The sequence below is a fragment of the Phocaeicola sp. HCN-40430 genome (assembly GCF_037890285.1).
Taxonomy (GTDB): Bacteria; Bacteroidota; Bacteroidia; order Bacteroidales; family Bacteroidaceae; genus Phocaeicola; species Phocaeicola acetigenes.
Genome location: NZ_JBBKBS010000020.1, coordinates 42490 through 64077, shown reverse-complemented (window position 1 = coordinate 64077; position 21588 = coordinate 42490). Strand labels below are relative to the sequence as shown.

Annotated in this window: 17 protein-coding genes and 1 pseudogene; 7 read left to right on the top strand and 11 right to left on the bottom strand. The window is 40.6% G+C overall.

The window, feature by feature from the left end; genetic code table 11:
- Window positions 1-203, top strand: a pseudogene (locus WKU26_RS09565) (hypothetical protein); the annotation flags it as partial.
- 27 nt (window positions 204-230) lie between these two features.
- Window positions 231-1019 (top strand): hypothetical protein, encoded by a 789-nt coding sequence (locus WKU26_RS09560; protein ID WP_340321814.1) that lies wholly within the window; start codon window positions 231-233, stop codon window positions 1017-1019.
- Between the two features lie 205 nt (window positions 1020-1224).
- Here the strand turns inward: WKU26_RS09560 and WKU26_RS09555 are convergent, their stop codons facing one another.
- Window positions 1225-1722, bottom strand: a complete 498-nt coding sequence (locus WKU26_RS09555) for a hypothetical protein (protein ID WP_340321813.1) — start codon at window positions 1720-1722, stop codon at window positions 1225-1227.
- 124 nt (window positions 1723-1846) lie between these two features.
- On the opposite strand from WKU26_RS09555, the gene WKU26_RS09550 reads away from it, so the two are divergent.
- The 3 genes from WKU26_RS09550 to WKU26_RS09540 all read left to right on the top strand — a co-directional run bounded on the left by WKU26_RS09550 (window position 1847) and on the right by WKU26_RS09540 (window position 4332).
- Window positions 1847-2752 carry an IS982 family transposase gene (locus WKU26_RS09550; protein ID WP_340321812.1) on the top strand — a complete coding sequence of 302 codons (906 nt, stop codon included), beginning with the start codon at window positions 1847-1849 and terminating at the stop codon, window positions 2750-2752.
- Between the two features lie 383 nt (window positions 2753-3135).
- Window positions 3136-3864: a hypothetical protein gene (locus WKU26_RS09545; RefSeq protein ID WP_340321811.1), complete on the top strand. Its 729-nt coding sequence runs from the start codon at window positions 3136-3138 to the stop codon at window positions 3862-3864.
- Window positions 3865-4332 carry a hypothetical protein gene (locus WKU26_RS09540; protein ID WP_340321810.1) on the top strand — a complete coding sequence of 156 codons (468 nt, stop codon included), beginning with the start codon at window positions 3865-3867 and terminating at the stop codon, window positions 4330-4332.
- A 133-nt stretch (window positions 4333-4465) separates the two neighbouring features.
- On the opposite strand, the gene WKU26_RS09535 is transcribed toward WKU26_RS09540, so the two are convergent.
- The 10 genes from WKU26_RS09535 to WKU26_RS09490 form a co-directional block, all read right to left on the bottom strand.
- Entirely contained in the window at window positions 4466-6055 is a 1590-nt protein-coding gene (locus WKU26_RS09535; protein WP_340321809.1) for a S41 family peptidase, read from the bottom strand.
- Between the two features lie 147 nt (window positions 6056-6202).
- The gene (locus WKU26_RS09530; RefSeq protein ID WP_340321808.1) at window positions 6203-7573 is read right to left on the bottom strand and encodes a TlpA family protein disulfide reductase; all 1371 of its coding nucleotides are present in this window, start codon (window positions 7571-7573) and stop codon (window positions 6203-6205) included.
- Between the two features lie 8 nt (window positions 7574-7581).
- Window positions 7582-8751, bottom strand: coding sequence for a TlpA disulfide reductase family protein (locus WKU26_RS09525; protein ID WP_340321807.1), 1170 nt, complete (start codon window positions 8749-8751; stop codon window positions 7582-7584).
- A 20-nt stretch (window positions 8752-8771) separates the two neighbouring features.
- Window positions 8772-10169 carry a RagB/SusD family nutrient uptake outer membrane protein gene (locus WKU26_RS09520; RefSeq protein WP_340321806.1) on the bottom strand — a complete coding sequence of 466 codons (1398 nt, stop codon included), beginning with the start codon at window positions 10167-10169 and terminating at the stop codon, window positions 8772-8774.
- 12 nt (window positions 10170-10181) lie between these two features.
- Window positions 10182-13460 (bottom strand): SusC/RagA family TonB-linked outer membrane protein, encoded by a 3279-nt coding sequence (locus tag WKU26_RS09515; protein ID WP_340321805.1) that lies wholly within the window; start codon window positions 13458-13460, stop codon window positions 10182-10184.
- A gap of 290 nt (window positions 13461-13750) precedes the next feature.
- On the bottom strand, window positions 13751-14209 hold the full coding sequence (coaD, locus tag WKU26_RS09510) for a pantetheine-phosphate adenylyltransferase (protein WP_340321804.1): 459 nt from the start codon (window positions 14207-14209) through the stop codon (window positions 13751-13753).
- Window positions 14210-14211: 2 nt separating this feature from the next.
- Window positions 14212-16140, bottom strand: coding sequence for a DNA topoisomerase IV subunit B (locus WKU26_RS09505; RefSeq protein WP_340321803.1), 1929 nt, complete (start codon window positions 16138-16140; stop codon window positions 14212-14214).
- A 64-nt stretch (window positions 16141-16204) separates the two neighbouring features.
- Window positions 16205-17341 carry an N-acetyltransferase gene (locus tag WKU26_RS09500; protein ID WP_340321802.1) on the bottom strand — a complete coding sequence of 379 codons (1137 nt, stop codon included), beginning with the start codon at window positions 17339-17341 and terminating at the stop codon, window positions 16205-16207.
- 123 nt (window positions 17342-17464) lie between these two features.
- Complete coding sequence (locus WKU26_RS09495) at window positions 17465-18424, bottom strand: calcium/sodium antiporter (protein ID WP_340321816.1); 960 nt, start codon at window positions 18422-18424, stop codon at window positions 17465-17467.
- A gap of 62 nt (window positions 18425-18486) precedes the next feature.
- Window positions 18487-19530: a DUF3810 domain-containing protein gene (locus tag WKU26_RS09490; RefSeq protein WP_340321801.1), complete on the bottom strand. Its 1044-nt coding sequence runs from the start codon at window positions 19528-19530 to the stop codon at window positions 18487-18489.
- A 290-nt stretch (window positions 19531-19820) separates the two neighbouring features.
- On the opposite strand from WKU26_RS09490, the gene WKU26_RS09485 reads away from it, so the two are divergent.
- Both WKU26_RS09485 and ybeY read left to right on the top strand, forming a co-directional pair.
- On the top strand, window positions 19821-21053 hold the full coding sequence (locus WKU26_RS09485) for a nucleoside recognition domain-containing protein (protein WP_340321800.1): 1233 nt from the start codon (window positions 19821-19823) through the stop codon (window positions 21051-21053).
- A 12-nt stretch (window positions 21054-21065) separates the two neighbouring features.
- Window positions 21066-21485: an rRNA maturation RNase YbeY gene (ybeY, locus tag WKU26_RS09480; RefSeq protein ID WP_269878922.1), complete on the top strand. Its 420-nt coding sequence runs from the start codon at window positions 21066-21068 to the stop codon at window positions 21483-21485.
- The last annotated feature ends 103 nt before the right edge of the window (window positions 21486-21588 follow it).

Here is a 21588-nt window from a genome sequence, read left to right as displayed (position 1 = left end):
TAATTAAAGAGATACCACATATAAAATCCATATACGAAACAGAAGGTATAGATGGAATAATCAAAAAATTCACCTCAGACAATGTGTTTAATGAAGATTTGACATTTCCTGAAATTGATTATATAATTTATCTCTTATTCCAACACGGCTTGTATTGCCGATTGGATCATTATGATGCCGTATACTATATCATGAATCAATAATTCCCACACTAAAAAATCTGTTCGAAAATGGCAAAAAGAATCGTTACAAGAATAGGCAATGTATTTTGCGCAGAAATTGAAGGAAAATTCAAATGCTTTTTCCAGTACATAGCAAAGGATATGACTCAACTGAACAGCTCTGTCATACGCGTGTTCAAAACACATTATCCCATGGAATATAAACCCGTTATAAACGATATAATAAAAGATGAGGTGGCATTTTATGCACATACCGTGTTAAGAGCGGGAATTTACTTTAATGCATGGTATAAAATAGGGACAGCAAAGGAATTAGGATTAGAAGGGCTACAGAAAATCTGGTTTGGATACACTCAAAGAGACACTACGGAAAAAATAGACGGACTTTGGACTATCATCCCTCTCAATCCTCTTGAGAACTGGTGGATATGGCATGCCAATGAACCGTTCATAAAAATTGGCACTCTTCCCAAAGAATATGAAAATCTAATAGAATTAGGTAGTGTATTTCCATACAATGAAATCGTAATGCGTATGAAAAGCGGATATTATATCTATACTCAAGTAGAATACGAAATTATAAAAAGGAAACCATTGCCGGATTACCACAGTTACCTGAAAAGAGAAGAAGATAAAACCATTGTATATTACCATTTTGTGGGTGACAGTTTACAGCAAAGACTTACTCTTTCCGAAGATGGCACAACTGTATTATCTGTAGAATCAGCGGGCAATCAAGATTCCAATATCGCCAGAATTAAATTTTATGATATCAATTGGGAATATGACCATTTTATATCCAAAGAAGAATTTGAAACTATATGGAAAGATGATTGATAAAACAAATACTACTCCCTTCGTACAGAATACGAAGGGAGTAGCATTTTAAATTACCGGGAGGTAAATTCTTGAATATTTATTGAGTAAAACACAAGTTGCCTTATTGAATAGAGGAAAACAAAAAACTTAAACATGTACAAGTCTTTTCCTTTAAATTTTATTTGGTATATAAAGGAAATAGACTTGTTCATATTTATTTACATTAGTATCCGTCCTCCGTATTTACGTTAATCCACTTCTTTATGCAAGGAAAATAAGTTTTTAAATTATTTTCTTTTATCTCAATTTCTTCTTTATTACCATTCATGTAAATAATTTCTAAAAGATAAGGAAATGCTGAAACTTTCATAGGATAAATAAAAGTAGCACTTGCCCATCTTGAATATTTTTTCCCTGGTTCAAAAGGTCCTGTAAGATTCAAAATTCTATGTTTTGTATGTTCTGCATTAGCATTTACAGCTCCAACAATATCACTTGATACAGCATCGCCAACTTGGTTTATACCGTAATAATGAACCCTTATATATTTAATTGGTATGTCAGATGTGATAGAGAACTTTGTATCTGTCATCTTTCTTCCCGGACAACAACCAAATGGAGAATCTTTGGCAAATTTAAACTTACTAAAAGATACTTGTGAATTTGCTGCAATGCAAATAAAACAGATGATAAATGGCAATATTCTTTTAACCGTAAACATGTATAGAAATGTATTTAATTAACGTGAGTTCGATGAATTATAAGTACTTGTAAAATTGGTGATTAGCGAAAATTGTTGTATCTTTATAGTGCTGAATTACAAAGATTTACAAACAATAATCGCTATGATCACCGAAAGCAAAGTTATAGAATTATTTTGTATGGCAGATGAATTCTGCAAGTTTTTTGATGCCATGATGACAAAATATACGCTTAAGCCGGTAAAAAAACGCAAATATCACCGTGATTCCACCATGTCCAAGGCAGAAATCATGCTCATCTTGATTCTTTTTCATGATTCGGGATACCGTTGTCTAAAGCATTTCTATCTGGAAAAGGTCTGCAAGCATATGCGGCATCTTTTTCCAAAGGTTGTTTCTTATAACCGTTTTGTTGAACTGGAAAAAGAGGTGGCTATCCCTCTGGCTCTGTTTATCAAGAAGATGCTTTTGGGCAAGTGCACAAGCATCAGCTTCGTTGACAGTACCCCCTTACGTGTATGCAAGAACCAGAGAATCCATATCCATAAAACGTTCAAGGGAATAGCACAAAGAGGAAAATGTTCCATGGGCTGGTTCTTCGGATTCAAACTGCATCTGATATGCAACGAGCGTGGAGAGCTTCTGAACTTCATGATTACTCCCGGAGATGTGGATGACCGTAAACCTCTTGAATACAAGTCTTTTGTGGAATTTATCTATGGGAAGCTTGTTGGTGATAAAGGATACATCGGCAAGAATCTGTTTGAAAGACTATTCGTTAACGGCATACAACTTATAACCAAACTGAAAAGCAATATGAAAGGAGCATTGATAACACTTTCAGACAAACTACTCCTCAGGAAACGAGCCATTATCGAAACCGTAAATGACGAACTCAAAAATATAGCACAAGTGGAACATTCAAGGCATAGAGCCTTTGATAACTTTATCGTCAACCTTCTTTCTGGTATTGCTGCATATTGTTGTTTTCCAAAGAAGCCGTGTATCAATGTTTCACGAACGGTTGACACACAGCTTGCATTGTTCTGAATTCGTCGAACTCACGTTATATTACCATTTTGTGGGTGACAGTTTACAGCAAAGACTTACTCTTTCCGAAGATGGCACAACTGTATTATCTGTAGAATCAGCGGGCAATCAAGATTCCAATATCGACAGAATTAAATTTTATGATACCAATTGGCGATATGGACATTTTATATCCAAAGAAGAATTTGAAACTATATGGAAAGATAATTGATATCTAATCTTACATAAATAAGGAAAAGATTCAGCGAAAGTAAACCCAATATAACTCATTCGTGATAATAAAGGTAGCTGCTTAAATTTTAGGCAGCTATCTTTTTAAAATCTGTCGATACACTGCCGAATAAAATATTAACTTTGCTGACACAGTTTAATTTACATCCTCTATGAAGAATGCCTTATTTATATTTATACTGACCGTTTTCGCTAATTTAAAACTACAAGCAATAACTCCACAAATTCATCATATAGACAGTATTCTTATACATTATGTGGATTTTAATCTCATGACAACAATTGGAATCAACTGTAATAATTTTGAGTCCTCTTTACCTTATGAAAAGGTCATATTGCGCGACTCAATATACCTTACCGAGTTTAAGAAAATGTTACTAAAAGATAAATACACAACTGAATATCCTGTTGATGTTAGATGCAAAATCTATATGTTTACTCCAAAAGGAGTAGAAGTTACATGTATAGGAAATCATAGTTTACAATACAGGGACAGCCTTTATGAAATCAATCATTTGTTTATTGATAAAATAAAAGAGTTTATTTCAAAGGGAGAGAACGTGCTAAACGATACAATAATACAGCATTTTCCTCTTTTACTCATGAAAAAATCACTTTTTTATGACAGCATCAGACAAAGATGCCTGCCTTTTATGAAAAAAGAAAAAATGGATACTTTAAAAATTCTAATTGATTTCTATATTGACAGACAAGGAAATGCTATAGACATAACGGTCAAAGGATGGAGAAAGCAATCCATTCCTATTACCTTACAAAATGAAATAATAGCTTTATTCCAAGAAAAATTCAAATGGTCTCCGTCCGAAAGTCGCCCTTATAAAATAAAACAAATATTACCTTTAACTTTAATCGGGGAATAGATGCACAACGAAACATACGAACAGAAAAGAAGAAGATTATTTGGCAAAGTCAATTACCTACCAGAGTATTTAAATACTCTAAGACGAATTCTAAAAACTGAGGTTACAACCAATCAGCTATTAAGCATCGTAGATACGGATGATTTTTTATCACGAAATAAATCTTGGTTATGTGTATACAAAGAAACAATTCCTTTTGAGGACAAAAGGAAATTAAAGGAAATTGTACACTCTATAACTCAAGATGAAAATGTACCATATTTCATTTGGTTGGACCAAAGTACAAATTGTGGATTATACATGATTCCAAATCTATCTGCTTTTAATTGGGATTTCAAATTTGATGATGATCCAAATGGAATAATCATCCTCACAAGACAAGATGGTAGAGAAGAAATTGTATTAGACTTTTATGAAGAAGACGACCAAAATCTCTTAGATATCAAGTTGAAAATAAAAATGGAATAAAGAATTTGAAACTATATGAAAAGATGATTGATAAAACAAATACTACTCCCTTCGTACAGAATACGAAAGGAGTAGTATTTTAAATTACCGGGAGGTACGTCCAGCGCACTTGATGCTCTTCAACCCCAAACATCTATTGACGCACAGGGAAATCCATTCCCGGCTTCTGGAGCAATTCCAAGGCTTTTTGCATGCTGCTGTTCTGTGTATGAATCACCTGGAAGTACTCACTCATATTCCAAAGATCGCGGGCTATCAATGCCTTCATCTGTGTTTTGAGAAGAGGAAGAGCGGTTTGATACTCTTCTTCCTTATAAACGGCTCCCACAGACTTACCTATTTCCTTCAGTTCTTCCAGCATGGCAGGAGTTATCTGAAACTCCTTGTTAAAGCGTTTAAAGGTTTTATACTGTTTCAGCCATTCGGTACGATGACGGTCCATCAGTTTCAGATTGAGTTGCATGATGGCTCCCTTATCGCGCAAAGCCAGATAATAATCGGTATACATCGTGGTATCTATCGGAACAAAATAGTCGGGCATAATACCACCTCCCCCATATACAGTCCGTCCCAACTTATGAGTGGTATATTTGAGCGAGTCGGGAAAATGAATGCTGTCTGCACTCAACATTTCTCCGCGGTTGTAACGGTCTATCAAGTCGCGGTTGTATTGTTCGATGCTTTCGTAGGGTTTCTGTATGCAGCGTCCCGAAGGTGTGTAATAACGGGCTACTGTAAGGCGTATCATAGAGCCGTCTGGCAAATCGACCGGACGTTGCACCAGTCCCTTTCCAAAGGTACGACGGCCTACAATCATTCCACGGTCCCAGTCTTGCACCGCACCCGACACAATCTCGCTGGCAGAAGCCGAAAACTCATCGACCAATACAATGAGACGGCCTTTGCGGAAGCGTCCGTTTCCTTCGGCACGGAACTCGGAACGGGGGTTTCTCCGTCCTTCGGTGTAAACTATCAGCTCTTTCTTGTCCAAAAACTGGTTGGCAAGGTCGATAGCAGCATTGAGATAACCGCCTCCATTGCCTTGCAAATCGAGAATCAGATCTTTCATTCCCTGTTTTTGCAAAGAAGAAAGGGCTTCGGAGAATTCTTTTCCCGTAGTAGCTGCAAAGCGGTTGATACGGATGTAGCCTGTTTTATCGGTAACCATGTACGAGGCATCCAGACTGTATACAGGTATCTTGTCGCGCTTGACGGTAAACGAAAGCAGTTCGTCTACTCCCCTACGCATAATTTTCAGATTGACTTCTGTTCCTTTCTTTCCACGCAAGCGGCGCATCACTTCTTCGGTACTCATCTTGACACCTGCTATCAGGGTATCGTTTACCTGAATGATACGGTCGCCTGCCAGAATACCTGCTTTCTCGGATGGACCTCCGGATACCGGCTGAATGACGAACAGGGTATCGGTAGCCATATTGAACTGGATGCCGATGCCGTCGAAATTGCCTTGCAACGGTTCGTTCAGCTTACGCACTTCCTCGGGATTGGAGTAAGTGGAGTGTGGATCGAGTTGTTCCAGCATACTGACAATGGCTGTTTCCACCATCTTGTCTTCGTCTACCTTATCGACGTACAAATTGGCTATGGCAAACTCTGCCAGCTGGAGCTTGCGGGAAGGGGAATCGAGAAGTTTATTCTGAGCCAGAAGAATCTGGCTGAACAAACAAAAGAGAAAAAAACAGAGATATTTACTTGCTTTCATACTTTTATATCTTGAAGTGAGAGCGTAAAGGTACAATAAATTCAAAATAGCAGCGTATATTACAGAGAATAAAATAAAAATGCCATTCCGGACAAAGGAAGATACCTTGTCGGGAATGGCATTTTTGACTGTGTATGATTTCAAGGATTAATTCTGGGCAAGAGCAGCATCCAGCAGTGCCTTGATATTGGCTTTATCGGAAGGTACCGGTGCATAAGCATTGATAATCTTGAAGTCTTTGCCGATGACCAGAAAACGGGGTATATAGAGTACACCCCACTGACTGCGGATGTTGGGATCGACTGTGTTATACTGTGTCAGCTCTTTCTTGTGCATCTTGATATAATCTAACCAGGCTTTTTTATTTGTATCGGTAGAAATCGGTACAAAAACGATGTCTTTTCCCTGGTATTCTTTACTCAGTGACTCGAAATGAGGAGATTCGGCACAACACGGACCGCACCATGTTGCCCATAAATCTACATATAAAACCTTTCCTTTCAAGTCGCTTAAATGGCATACCTTACCGTTTACATCTTTCATCTCGATATCGAAGGCTAGCTGTCCGGGAAGTAATCGGGAAGCCTGTTTCAGCTTCGCTTCTACTTCTGTAGCAAATTCTGCATGCTTCATTGTAGCAATGTATTGGCGGACACTGTCTGCTATCTGTGTATTGATTTCTTTTCTTAAAATATCAACATATTTCTCTGCATCGTAGAGTTCTTGGGTCTTGGCAGACAATGTTATACCTTTTCCCCACTCTGTATCAGACTCGCCTGCTATGTATCCCAACACATCGCGTACTACTGCTACATCAAGATATTTGTCTTGATTAAGCTGTGAAAAAATAGGTTGTACATAAGGGGTAAGCTGGCTTCTAAATTCATCATACATAGCCTTGGCTTCCTCTCTGGTCTTGGCTTTATACATCATACCAGAATAACCGGCATAACTGATATAGCTATTTAATACATCGGCTTTGATACGCATTGTTTCCAGTTCCTTGAACTCGGAAGAAACGCTGTCGAGTGCATCTAACTGCTGCTGACGTACCTGAGCCAGACTGTCTACCAATGCTTTGGTGGAAGCAAAGTCTTTTCTTAAATTTCGTCCTGCCTCTAAAAAGGAGCCTCCTTTAGGGAACAGACGATACTTCATATAATTATTGGCTATTGCTCCTTTTCCCTGAAATTCTGCTTCTTTATTGTTGGGAGTTATTTTTACAGTCATATCATCGCCTGGGGTGAGATATAATGTATTGCGGCTGATGGAATAGTAAGTAGGTTCGGTAATGGTAACAATTGTATCGAAACGGCCTTCTGCATCGGTTATCAAATGTATATCGCGACTGTCGCCCAACATACTTGCCGCACCATCGTATTTCATGGTTACTTCTGTACTGCCCATATCAATGAGCTGACCTTTTAAATGGACTGTAGTGGGCTGTTCTTTTGCCTGCTCTGTACAGGCTGCAAAGGCTATGGTTCCCATAGCTAAAAAATAAGCAATCTTTTTCATCTTATCGATTATTTCTTTTGAATGTATGATTCTACTGTTTGATATATATCTTCGCCACGCAAATCTTTTGCAATAATTACTCCGGAGGGATCTACCAATATGATATGAGGGATTCCTACAATGCAATAACGTTCCATCAAAGGACGGATTTCTTTTCTCGGTACTATAATCTGATTCCAGAAACTTTTATCTTCGTCTATAGCCCTTAACCAGTCTTCTTTACTGTAATCGGAAGAAACTCCCAGTATGGTAAAGTTCTTATCTTTAAAGGCATCGTATACTTTCTGAAGATGAGGGGTTTCCAGGCGGCACCAATGACATCCGGAACTCCAGAAATCGACCAATACATAACGGCCTTTGAAGTTGTCTAAAGAAACTTGCTTGCCATTGGCATCGACTCCTTCAATAAAGGGGGCTTTGCTTCCTATGGCGCACTTTCTGAAGCGTTCCAAAGTATCGGTAATACGAGAATAGAACACCATCTGACGGGCCTCATCCGGATATTCCTGCAAATGCTGAAATACTGTATCGATTGCTCCTACCGTATTGAATGTTTGATTCTGAAAACGGTAAGTATAATACAGATAAAGTCCAAAGGCGGTATGCTGTTCCTTTAATATAGCCTGGTCAATAAACAGGCGGGACTGTTCTCTGCTCTTGTCGTAATAAGGCATAGACTCTGTTTTAATCTTTGCCATCAGTGCTGTATCACCTTTATCGCGTGCAGCATAGAAAGCACGGTCTAACGAATCCAGCATTACCTTATTGCCTGCAACGTTCAATCCGTGTACAAAAGATGTATACCGTTCGTTCAAAGAAGAACCTTCGACCTGTAAATCCAGTTCCTCGTAATCGCCTTGACGTACGGTAACCTTCATGGGTACAGGTTCAATAAAGAGCTTTGCAAAATGAGTGACCCGGGACATTTCCTGATTCTCTAAAGCCAGTGCATACAAACCAGACTTCAAACTGTCCAGAGAATATGTAAAGGTTCCGTCTTTTACCGGTATGGCAGCTTCTTTTTCCAATGTTCCATACCAATCGTTTGTAACCTGATAAAGGTATAACGAATCAGCCTGTATGGCATCTAATGTTCCCTCCAGTACAGGAGATTGCATCTGGCATCCACTGATCAGCAATGCCGATACAACTCCCATACTCCAGTATTTTATTTTCATATCAAAATCTTATTTTTATGTCAGTCTCTAGGATTATCCGGCATATTCGGATTGTAACGCAATACGGTAGGCGGTATAGGCAATACATACTTGGGTGAATTAGGCTCAAGTTTGTATGCTGTTCCATTGATTGTATGAGTGATTGTTTTTGCAAATTCCGGCTCGCGGTTCAAGCGTTTCAAGTCAATCAGACGTGTACATCCCACCATTGTCAACTCTCGCCTTCTTTCTTCCAACACAATACGCAATGCTTCGGCATTGTCTTTTGCACTTAATGCTTTATTGTTCAGAATACGGTTGTCGCGCAAGGTATTGATATAGTTCATTGCTTGGTCTTTCGATCCGATACGAGCCTCACACTCTGCTGCAATCAGATAGATTTCGGGAGTACCCATCGCTACATTGAAACTTACATAGGGAGCATACAGATCTGCTTCACAGGTTACAGTACCCAGCCTTCTTGTAAAATAGAGCAAGAAACGCTTGTCGTTCTCCTGATCGTAGAGGGACAATAAATCCTCGGAACCATATACGGAAGCGTTGACACCATATACATAAGGCATCTTACGAATATAGATGTTTTCCGGGCTGTCTGCCAATTCCCGAGGCAAATCGGTACGGCCGAAGTATTGTTCCGGATTAACGACATTGTATTGACGCAAATCCAATAACGAAGAGTTGTTCTCCAACGAAAGACGGGCATTGTCCAATGCTTTCTGATAATCGCCCATATACAGATACATACGGGCAAGCATACCATAACCTACAGGTTTGGAAGCACGATAGGCATTGAGTAATGGACGATCGGGCAAATTAGGGGCAGCCTGATCCAAATCGCTTTTTATCTGGTCGTACACCTCCTGAACGGTAGCACGAGTCAAATTGGTTTTATTAATGTCTTTATCCAAGCTCAGAGGCACTCCCAAATCCGTAGAAGCTGTTTGGGGATCATAATGTTTTGCATAGGCATTGACCAGTGTCAGATATTCAAAAGCACGTCCAACCAGCGCTTCGGCCAACACTTCCTTTTTATGTTTCTCCGTAGAACCGGTAGACTGCATTATATCCGAGATTATTACATTATAGGTATAAATGCGCTGATAAGAATAATTCCACAAGCCATCATCTTCTCCATCTCCAAATACCTTGGAATCGAAGGTATACAAGCGCTGCTGAGGAAGCTCCATACCGTTGAATCCTCCTGTCATATCATCATCTTCGAAAAGAAGAATGTCATCGGTCATATAAATAGGATAAGATTCTGAAGCTTTCATCAATTGAGCATCATTGAGCAATGCTTCATAGTCATCACATGTTTCAGGAATGACAATTCCTTTGGGCTTAATATCCAAGAAATCATTACAAGCTGTAAGGGAGAAACATAAAGCAGCCCCTAAAAACAATATTTTTTTATTCATAAGAGTATTCAATTAAAAATTAACAGATAAACCTAATGTATAAGTAGTAGGGTTAGGCAATGTCAATTGACCTCTTCCATAACCACCCGTAGCTGAATAAGCTTCCGGATCAATATCACCGTTGGCAGCCCACCACCATGCGTTGCTTATCTGACAAATCACAGAAGCAGACTCTATTGCATATTTACGTAACCATTTCTTAGGCAAATTATAGCTAAGAGAAATGTCACGAAGTTTAATATAATCGGCACGTTTGACGTGTACATCGGCAGAATACCATGCCTGAGCATTGGTATAATACATATTACGGTTGAATGCCGGTCCAACTCCCGGAATATTTTCATCTCCCGGTTTTCTCCAATGATTCAAGTTTACACGATTCAAATTGGCACTAGGAGCACCAGACAGATAAGAAGAAGTGATGTCACGCATTACATGACCTCCATAGTACACGAACATGAAAGACAAATCAAAGTCTTTATAACGGAAGAAGTTCTTCAACGATGCCGAATACTTCGGAGTACGTGTACCGGAATAAACCAAATCTTCTACAGAACTTACCTGAGAAACTTTGTTTCCATCCTTGTCGTATACCAACACACTACCATCTTCCGGGCTTAGTCCTGCATACCGGTAACTGAACAAACTGTTCAACGGATAACCTACTGCAGCTACATTGTAAGCAGAGTAATTGAATACACTTTCCTTTGTTCCTTCCAGATTAAGCAGTTTGTTCTTGTTATAACTAAACGTAAAATTAGTACCCCAAGTAAAGTCTTTAGTTTCAAGATTAATACTTTGCAAAGAAATTTCTACACCACGGTTGTACATAGTACCATAGTTCTGCAACAAAGTAGACCAACCCAATGTAGGATCTGCATTACGATATCCTAACAAGTCTGTAGTATATTTATGATAGAAATCAATACTACCACTTAAACGGGAACGGAAAATTGAAAAGTCAACACCCACATTGGTAGAAGATGTCTTCTCCCAACGCAACTGATCATTGGGCGGATTGGAAATAGTAGAACCAATACCGTTTACCCAACTATTATAACCTGTATTTTCAATACTCAAATAAGGACCTGCACTCTTGGGAACATTACCACCAATACCGTATGTAAGACGTACATTCAAGCGGTCAATCCATTCCTGGTCTTTCATAAACTCTTCGTTACCCAACTGCCAGCTTCCTCCGACAGACCATAAAGGACGATACTGATATTTAGGATCAGTACCAAATAAATTGGACTGGTCTATACGCATACTTGCTGTCAAAGCATAACGTTCGTCGTACGTATAAGAACCATTTAAATAAAATGATACATAACGGTCTTCATCGTATCGCAAATAATTATAGTCAGTATAACTCCAATTAAAATAACCATTCAAAGATTCTGTTCCGTTCAAAGGCTCAAATATCAATGGATTGATAGGAGTAAATGCCAGACTATTATCATCGTAACCTAAATAATAAGCATTGGTAGAAGATGAACGAACCAATCTGCGTTCTGCACCCGCCAAGGCTGTTACATTATGTTTTTCTTTAAAAATACGATTGAAGTTCAACTGACCACGTAATGTATAAGCATAAATATCTCCTCTGTTTTCCGACAACTGCCCGCCTTTAGGTATATTCAAAGTAAGCGTCTGACTTGCGGCATCGTATTGAGCAGCATTATTTACCATACTTCTGACTTGATAAGACTCGCCATTGTACAATGTACGATTCTTGCTAAAAGTACTTTCTGTCTGATATTTCAAGTCAAATGTAAGACCTTCCATCAATTTAAAATTCAAACCTGCAAAAATACGATAATAGTTGCTGTTGTTTTCATAGTTTTCCAACGAACGGTTATTAATCGGATTGTAGTGTTCGTCCATCAATCCAATGGAGAGCAAACGATTCAATTCATAATCAGATTTTCCTGTCTGCCAGTTCAAAGCATTTCCAGCCTCATCTCTTAGCATATAGTAACTGGGATAGCTTTGCATCAAAGACACATAGCTGCTTTCTGCTCCTGTATCTCCCTTGCTTTTTGTAAAACTACCGGAAACACCCACATATGCCGACAGCCAATTAAAGAACTGCATATCATCCTTTACATTGAAACCCAAGCGGCTGGAACTTTGATATCTTTGATTACCATAGTCACCGGTATAATTGACAGATGCTATATAGCGGTTCTTTTCTGTTCCACCTGAAATAGACACATTATGCTGGTGTACAATACCTACCCGGGCAAATTCATCTTCCATCTGTTTCCGGTTATCCAACGTACGATAAGGCACTAATGCATCCGCAAGTTGCTGATCGGACAATTGCCCTTGTTCATGTTGATAAAGCAAAGAAACTACAGGATTTAAAGAACTTCGCTTATTAAGGTTTTCATAATCTGTATGATAGTAATTGAATCCCTCTATCTGCATATCCACCAATTCAGAGCTACTCATTAAATTCAAATAGTCCAAATCGGGTTTGGGAGTAAACTTTACACTTCCATCATAAGTTACACGGGTTTTACCCTGCTGACCACGCTTGGTTGTAATTACAATAACTCCATTTGCTGCTCTCGCACCATAAATAGAACTTGCTGCAGCATCTTTCAGCACTGTTATATTTTGTACGTCAGAAGGGTTTATAGAAGACAAATCACCTTCAAAAGGCATGCCATCTACCACATAAAGAGGAGTTGTTTTTTCATTAATAGTGGTAATACCACGAATGACTATGGATTCATCGCTGTTTGCAGTACGATTGATACCAGCCACCATTCCTTCAATACGAGACATAATATTAGTCTCCAATTTTCCCTTTGTGCTCTTCTCTGTCAATACCGAGTAAGCACCTGTTGCACGTTCTTTCGATAAAGTCTGGTAACCAGTTACTACCACATCTTCCAACATGGTAGTATTGGAACTCATTTCGACATTGATGACTGTTTGAGAAGATTTTACTTTTATCTCCTTGTTCTCCATTCCAACAAAAGAAAAAACCAATGTTTCACCTGGAGCTACTTTCAATACATACTTTCCATCAATATCGGTTATCGTACCACGTCCTGTTCCTTTCACAATTACGTTGGCACCTATAATGGGTTCTCCATTCTCATCAGTAACACAACCTTTTACAGTTAATGTTTTATCAATTGATATACTATTTACAGAATTTAAACCACTTGCTTGTACTTCCAAAGGAATATTCGTACAAGTCATAAACGTGAGTACAGCCATCCCCCCAAACAGCAATCTACGATGCTTGTCGGCACCAATGTGTTTCTTCTTCATAAATCCACTTCCTCCTTAATTTAATTTATCTAAAAAAGTTTACATCTATTGTACATAACAGATAATTAATATTACACGAAATAAAACAACGAATAGTAAATAAATAGTCGATATTAATTAATAATTAAACAACACAAGCCAACATTAATATTACTTTCTATTTCAAAAGAGCCGCCAATTTAAATAAAATAATATAAAGACACAAAAAAATTCCTCAAGAAATGTAATGATACATAAAAAGTCATTTTACATTTCTTGAGGAATATTACCTCACAAGATTATTTTATCTACTACAAATTAATATCCATGCCCTCCGGCAAGAAAGGGGTTACGTCTTTTCCGAACTGAAGAAGCTCGCGAACGATAGTGGAGCTTACTGAAGTAAGTTCCGGTTCTGTAAAAAGCAGAATGGTTTCAATACCCGAAAGTTTACGGTTGATATCGGCAATGGTTTCTTCGTACTCGAAATCGCGCACGGTACGGATACCACGAATGATGACTTTTGCTTCATGTTGCAAAGCAAAGTCGACGGTCAGCCCATTGTAGGCTTCCACCTTTACACGAGGTTCATTCGCATAGAGTTTCCGAATCATTTCTACTCTCTTTTCCGTAGGAAAACAGGTCCGTTTGCTTTCATTGATACCAATACTGATAATTACCTCATCCATAAAGGTCAGTGCACGCTGCACTACAGAATAATGCCCGATAGTAAACGGATCGAATGTACCGGGAAATATGGCTCTTTTCATTTTCAAACAATATCTTCTTCTACTACCAGGTTATCAATAATAAAATTCTGACGTTCCATGGTATTCTTACCCATATAGAAAGCCAACAATTCTTTCACAGCATCGGTTTTGCGCAAGGTAACCTGCTCCAGACGCATATCTTTGCCAATGAAGTTACGGAATTCATCCGGCGAAATTTCTCCCAAACCTTTGAATCGGGTGATTTCCGGATTAGGTCCCAGCTTCTCGATAGCCGCCAGGCGTTCGTCTTCCGAATAACAGTAAATCGTTTCGTATACTCCTTTTTTACGGTTGCGCACACGGAACAGAGGGGTCTGCAGGATGTATACATGCCCTTTCTTTATCAAATCGGGGAAGAACTGAAGGAAGAAAGTAATCATCAGCAGACGAATATGCATACCGTCGACATCGGCATCGGTTGCTACAATTACTTTATTATAACGCAAACCGTCCAGTCCGTCTTCAATATTCAGAGCAGCCTGCAAAAGGTTGAATTCTTCGTTCTCGTACACCACCTTCTTGGTCAGTCCGTAAGAGTTGAGCGGTTTACCGCGCAAACTGAATACTGCCTGCGTATTGACATCGCGGCTCTTGGTAATAGAACCACTTGCAGAATCTCCCTCGGTAATAAAGATAGAACTTTCCAGACGCGGGTCGTCATCCTCGTCTTTCTTGGCTCCTTTTACATCATTCAGATGTACACGGCAGTCGCGCAATTTACGGTTGTGCAAATTGGCCTTTTTGGCACGCTCGCGAGCTATCTTGGTCACACCGGCAATGGCTTTACGCTCTTTTTCCGACTCCTGAATCTTCTGTAGCAGGATTTCTGCCACATCGGTATGCTGATGCAGATAGTTGTCTACCTTTTCCTTGATAAAGTCGCCAATGAACTTATTGACACTGATTCCGGAAAGCGGATACGGATTTCCATCGGAGTCTTTCTCCGGTGCCATAGTCAGCGAACCCAACTTAATCTTGGTCTGACTTTCGAATGTAGGCTCAATCACATTAATGGCAATGGCTCCCACCAGCCCGTTACGAATATCCTGAAACTCCAGGTTCTTTCCGTAAAACTCCTTGATGGTACGTGCGATATGTTCCTTGAACGCACTCTGATGTGTACCACCCTGTGTAGTATGCTGTCCGTTTACAAACGAGTAATATTCTTCACCATATTGCGGACTATGAGTAAAGGCAATCTCAATATCCTCATCCTTCAGATGGATAATAGGATACAATCCCTGCGCTGTCATATTATCGTTCAGCAAGTCTTCCAACCCGTTACGGCTGACAATACGATGATGGTTATAATAAATGGACAAACCGGTATTCAGATACGTGTAATTACGCAACATGGTTTCGATGAATTCCGGACGGAAGTGATAATTCAGAAACAGTGTATTGTCGGGTTCGAAAAAGATATAAGTACCACGCTCCTCATCGGTAGGTTTGGTTACATCGCTAATAAGGTTACCTTTTTCGAATATAGCCTCACGCATCTGTCCGTCGCGCACACTGCGTGCCACAAAGCGGGCACTCAGCGCATTGACAGCCTTGGCACCTACTCCATTCAGACCGACACTCTTCTTGAATGCCTTTGTATCATATTTACCTCCGGTATTCAGCATCGACACCGCATCGACAAGGCTTCCCAAAGGAATACCTCGACCGTAGTCGCGCACCGATACGCGCAGATTGTCCTCCATCTGGATATCAATCCGCTTTCCTGCTCCCATCTTGAACTCGTCAATACTGTTGTCGAGTACTTCCTTGAGCAACACATAAATACCGTCTTCGGCTTGTGAACCGTCTCCCAAACGACCAATATACATACCCGGACGGGTACGTACATGTTCCATATCGCTCAGGTGGCGGATGTTCTCCTCGGTATAGGAAACAGAGCTATTTTGTTGTTCGTTCAATTCTTCCATACGATTTCTTTTAAGTTGACGAAAGGACCTCTCTTGCCAATTGTCCATTATCAATTGTCCATTCTTAACGGTCAATACTCTTACGGAAAGCACGACGGCGCTTATGCTGTACAGATTCGAACGCACTCCATTGTGCCTGCACTTTCTTGTTCAGTTCAAGTTCAGGATTACTTTCTCCATATTTAAAGCCCATTTTCTGATAAGTAGGAACCAAATCATAGAAAAGCAATGCGTTTACTCCCTTGCTCTGATACTCCGGCTTCACTCCTACCAACAGCAAATCGAGCACATCGGGTTTCTTTACAAACAAAGTTTTCAACAAATGAAACCATCCGAAAGGAAGCATCTTTCCCTTGGCTTTCTGCAAGGCTTTAGACAGAGAAGGCATCGAAATACCCACTGCAACCAATTCTCCGGCCTCGTCTTCTACCAGTGAAACCATACGAAGGTCGATAAGAGGAAGATAAGTCTTGATATATTGATTAATCTGCCCCTGTGTCATCTTGGAATAGCCATACAAAGGAGCATAAGCCTCATTTATCAAATCGAAAATCTTCTGACCGTAATTCTTTTCTTTGATTTCGCTACGTTTCAGTTTCTTGATTTTCAAATTATATTTCTGAAGGATAATTTCCGAAATACGGACAAACTTTTCAGGCAGTTTATCGGGCACAGTCAGCTTATATTCTACCCAATCGGCTTCTTTCTCAAAGCCCAGACGTTCCATATGCTGGGGATAATAAGGATAATTGTAAATGGTCGACATCGTACTCAGCTGGTCGAATCCTTCTACCAACATTCCTTCTGCATCAAGGTCGGTAAAGCCCAACGGCCCTACAATAGCCTCCATTCCGCGTTCTTTTCCCCATGCTTCTACAGTATCAAGCAAGGCTTTCGACACTTCCGGATCATCCACAAAATCAATCCATCCAAAGCGGACTTCCTTCTTGTTCCATGTCTCATTCGCACGACGGTTAATAATGGCAGCCACACGACCTACCAGCTTATCATCTTTGTAAGCCAGGAAATAATCTGCTTCGCAAAACTCAAATGCAGCATTCTTTTCTGTACTGAATGTACCTACCATGTCATCGTACAGGTCGGGAACTGAATAAGGATTGTTTTTATAGAGTTCGTAGTTGAAACGAATAAAACGCTTAAGGTCTTTTTTATTACTTACTTTTTTAATTAGAATGGCCATCTGTTCATTATGCTTGAAATTTCAAGCGGTAAAGATAATATTTTTTATCCGAAGAATAATTTTAATTCTTTCATTTTCGTACCTAACCGCCTGATAATAGGCTTGCGATGGACCGATTAGAGCTTATTGCTGCATAATGAGCCAAGCCGTATAGACCACATAGCAAATCACCAGCAAGGCTCCCTCAATACGGGTAATGGTCCGCTTTTTAAAGAACCAACCTACCAGCCAGAAGAGTACAGAAGAAGCTACCAGTACGGCAATGTCTACATTGTTGATGTTTCCCATCGGAAGTGGAGAGATGCTTGCACTGATTCCCAAAACAAAGAAAAGGTTGAACAGATTGCTGCCTATTACATTACCGATGGCAATGCCCGGATTCTTTTTCAAGGCTGCTGTTACAGAAGTAGCCAGTTCAGGCAAGGAGGTTCCTCCCGCTACCAGTGTCAAGCCAATCACAGATTCGCTTACGCCCAAGGCACGAGCTACCCCACTGGCTCCATCTACAAACCATTGTCCACCGAATATCAGTCCGGCCAAACCTCCCACAATATACAGAACAGATTTCCAGACGGGCAATTCCTTGACTTTCTGCTCTTCCTCCTGTCCTTCTCCATTGCGGGCAATGGCAAACGTGTAGCGCATGAATATCAGGAAAAATCCCAGCAGTACCAATCCGTCGATACGGCTGATGACATTCTTCTCACCCCCGTCCAGCCATACATCATTGGCAAAGCAGGCAAACATCAGTGCCGAAAGGATAACCAGTGGTATCTCCTTGCTCATCGTACCTTTTCCTACCTGTATCGGAAGAACCATGGCTGTACAGCCGATAATCATCAGTACATTGAAGATATTGCTTCCCACTACATTACCAATAGCCATCTCTGCACTTCCCTGTATAGACGAAAGTACACTGATAACCAGTTCCGGAGCCGAAGTTCCGAAAGCGACTATGGTAAGTCCGATGACCAGATCGGATATATGAAAGCGCTTGGCTACTGAGGCTGCTCCATCTGTCAGCCCATTTGCCCCCAAAAGAATCAAGGCAAGTCCGCCTATCAAAAGAAAAATATTGAGTATCATCGTTTTTTAAATATATATTTCCGGCCAAAGATAATTATTTCCATTCGGAAAACGAAAGACTAATGCACTTCAGGCAAAGCAAGCAACATTCCTACCACTTCTGCATAGTTTTTCTGTCCGTCTGATATGCGGTTTCCTTTCAGATAGAATTCGTAGACAGCAGACTGTATCTTGCCCAACATTCGGCTGTAGCGTTCATCCCAATAGGCCCGTTCTGCTTTCAATTGGGCAATGACTTCCGGACGGAGCGTGTTTGCCCAAGCCTGATAATCGGACTCACCAAGTAGCATACGTGCATTAAAAATTACATACGGAAGGATTCCGAAATAGCCGCTATAGCGTACAAAAGAGCGGTGAGAACGGGTACAAATCTGATAAGCCCAGTAATTGGCTTCTGCTTCACTGCTGATACCCAGCAGGTGCGACAACTCATGCGCATAAGTGAAAGGATATTGCACGGGGAGCAGTTCGCGGTTGACATGCGACTCGGCAAAGAACGGCCCCATATAGCCCAACACACCGACTTTGGAATACAGGATATTGAAGCAAGTATATTTAGGATGCTGAAAATCGTAAGGAACTGTCAGACCGAAACGGGACGGCACAGTACGATACAATTGCTTGATATGCCGGTGAATGTCTTCTCTCTCCTCTTCTGTTTCAGTACAGTAAGAAGCATTCAGGCTATCTGTATACTCACTCAAAAACTGTTTGAACTCTGCTTCGTGATAAGCACGGGGAGCTACTTCTGCACGCTGATAAAATCCGTCACGGAAATAGTTATTTCCCCATCCCCAATAAAACCAGACATAAATCCACAGTACCATTTCTCCCTCAACAAGCAAAAGCGAACGCCACTTCCTGCCATGCTTCCGTGCCCAAAACGGATATGCAACCAGAAGTACAGCAGCCAAAACTACCAGCCACTCGTCTAACGAAAAGGGTATCCACGAGGTAATCCACGATAAGACCAACGAAACCGAAGGGTAAATGCAACGGGCATACCACTCGCCTGCAGCAGGTATGAAACGGAAAACGATTACTCCCAATAAGAGGAGCATCAAAAGTATTCGCCGGATAAAAAGGTATTTATGCTTTTTCATGGAAACAAAAATAACTGATTCTGATGAAAGTTACCTCATTTTTTGATAAGATAGGATGCGGCTCGGCATTACTTTCGCTCAAAAGCAAGCTTTGGCTTGGTACTGCGCTCGCCTTTCACTATTTTTTCATAAAATAGGATGCGGCTCGGCATTACTTTCGCTCAAAAGCAAGCGTTTGGCTTGGTACTGCGCTCGCCTTTCACTATTTTTGTCCGGATAATTCATGGGCAAGTATCAGTTGCATGCATTCTGTTTGCTTGCTGAACCATAAACTTAAAAACCTAAAGACAATGGTATTAAACTATATCTGGATTACCTTTTTCATTGCTGCCTTTGTGGTGGCAGCCATCCAACTGATTTTCTTCGGCAATACGGAAGTGTTTCCCACTATCATCAACTCTACGTTCGAGTCGTCGAAAACTGCATTCGAAATCTCGCTGGGACTGACCGGTGTACTTTCTCTCTGGATGGGTATCATGCGCATCGGCGAACAGGGAGGAGTCATCCGGCTATTTTCACGTCTTCTTTCTCCATTGTTCTGCAAACTGTTTCCCGATATTCCCAAAGGACATCCGGTAACAGGAAGTATCTTTATGAATCTGGCAGCCAATATGCTGGGACTGGACAATGCCGCCACTCCTTTGGGACTGAAAGCCATGGAGGGACTTCAAGAATTGAACCCGAAAAAAGACACAGCAAGCAATCCCATGATTATGTTTCTGGTACTGAATACCTCCGGACTCACCCTGATTCCTATCAGTATCATGGTATATCGGGCACAATTGGGAGCTGCCCAGCCTACCGATGTATTTGTTCCCATCCTGCTGGCTACTTTCTTCTCTACACTGGCCGGAATCATTGCCGTGAGTCTGTATCAGCGTATCAACTTACTCAACCGGACAATTCTGTTGTTTTTGGGAGGAACCAGTCTTTTCATTGCAGGCATCATCTACCTCTTCAGTACCTTGTCGCGCCAGCAGATTGATGTGTATTCTACTACGACAGCCAATGTATTTCTGTTTGTCATTATCATAGGATTCATCGTAGCAGGAATGCGCAAGAAAATCAATGTATACGATGCATTTGTAGAAGGTGCCAAAGAAGGATTTACCACTGCCGTACGTATCATTCCTTATCTGGTCGCTATTCTGGTAGCAATCGGAGTATTCCGTGCTTCGGGATGCATGGACTTCCTGATACAGGGAGTGGCCAGCCTCATCAGTCTGTGTGGAATAGACAGCGACTTTACCGGTGCACTGCCTACCGCCCTGATGAAACCTTTAAGCGGAAGCGGAGCAAGAGGACTTATGATTGATGCGATGAAGACGTATGGAGCCGATTCGTTTGTGGGCCGCCTGTCGTGCATCTTCCAGGGGTCTACCGATACCACATTCTATATTCTGGCAGTTTACTTCGGCAGTGTAGGTGTGACTAAAACGCGACATGCTGTTCCCTGTGGATTACTTGCCGATCTGGCCGGAATTACTTCTGCTATTTTTATCTGTTATTTGTTCTTTCATTAAAAACTTACATATATGATTACTTATCAGACCGAAGACATTGAAATGCCTGCTATCCGCAAGCGTGAAACCAGCGCATGGATTAAAGCTGTAGCCGAAACATACGGGAAAAGAACGGGAGATATTGCCTACATCTTCTGCTCGGATGAAAAAATACTGGAAGTCAACCGCCAGTATCTGCAGCACGACTATTATACAGATATCATTACATTCGACTATTGCGAAGGAAACCGCATATCGGGGGATTTGTTTATCAGTCTGGATACTGTACGTACCAATGCCGAACAGTTTGGAGCGGACTACAACACCGAGTTGTATCGTGTAATTATCCACGGTATTCTTCATCTTTGCGGTATTAACGACAAAGGTCCGGGCGAACGTGAAATCATGGAAGCAGCCGAAAATAAGGCACTCGAAATGTGGAAGAATTTCTAAAATCCAAAAGTCAGAGAAAAACCGTTTTTTCTGACAATTAGAGAAGATTTGAGGATTCCTGCTAACCGCTACTTTCTTCTTTATCTTCACTCAGAAGAAGAAA

Bases quoted from the DNA above. Each gene is read 5' to 3' on its own strand.
- WKU26_RS09545 (WP_340321811.1), top strand. From the start codon at position 3,136: ATGAAGAATGCCTTATTTATATTTATACTGACCGTTTTCGCTAATTTA.
- ybeY (WP_269878922.1), top strand. From the start codon at position 21,066: ATGATTACTTATCAGACCGAAGACATTGAAATGCCTGCTATCCGCAAG.
- coaD (WP_340321804.1), bottom strand. From the start codon at position 14,209: ATGAAAAGAGCCATATTTCCCGGTACATTCGATCCGTTTACTATCGGG.
- WKU26_RS09515 (WP_340321805.1), bottom strand. From the start codon at position 13,460: ATGAAGAAGAAACACATTGGTGCCGACAAGCATCGTAGATTGCTGTTT.
- WKU26_RS09540 (WP_340321810.1), top strand. From the start codon at position 3,865: ATGCACAACGAAACATACGAACAGAAAAGAAGAAGATTATTTGGCAAA.
- WKU26_RS09555 (WP_340321813.1), bottom strand. From the start codon at position 1,722: ATGTTTACGGTTAAAAGAATATTGCCATTTATCATCTGTTTTATTTGC.
- WKU26_RS09560 (WP_340321814.1), top strand. From the start codon at position 231: ATGGCAAAAAGAATCGTTACAAGAATAGGCAATGTATTTTGCGCAGAA.
- WKU26_RS09490 (WP_340321801.1), bottom strand. From the start codon at position 19,530: ATGAAAAAGCATAAATACCTTTTTATCCGGCGAATACTTTTGATGCTC.
- WKU26_RS09550 (WP_340321812.1), top strand. From the start codon at position 1,847: ATGATCACCGAAAGCAAAGTTATAGAATTATTTTGTATGGCAGATGAA.
- WKU26_RS09520 (WP_340321806.1), bottom strand. From the start codon at position 10,169: ATGAATAAAAAAATATTGTTTTTAGGGGCTGCTTTATGTTTCTCCCTT.
- WKU26_RS09485 (WP_340321800.1), top strand. From the start codon at position 19,821: ATGGTATTAAACTATATCTGGATTACCTTTTTCATTGCTGCCTTTGTG.
- WKU26_RS09530 (WP_340321808.1), bottom strand. From the start codon at position 7,573: ATGAAAAAGATTGCTTATTTTTTAGCTATGGGAACCATAGCCTTTGCA.
- WKU26_RS09535 (WP_340321809.1), bottom strand. From the start codon at position 6,055: ATGAAAGCAAGTAAATATCTCTGTTTTTTTCTCTTTTGTTTGTTCAGC.
- WKU26_RS09505 (WP_340321803.1), bottom strand. From the start codon at position 16,140: ATGGAAGAATTGAACGAACAACAAAATAGCTCTGTTTCCTATACCGAG.
- WKU26_RS09500 (WP_340321802.1), bottom strand. From the start codon at position 17,341: ATGGCCATTCTAATTAAAAAAGTAAGTAATAAAAAAGACCTTAAGCGT.
- WKU26_RS09525 (WP_340321807.1), bottom strand. From the start codon at position 8,751: ATGAAAATAAAATACTGGAGTATGGGAGTTGTATCGGCATTGCTGATC.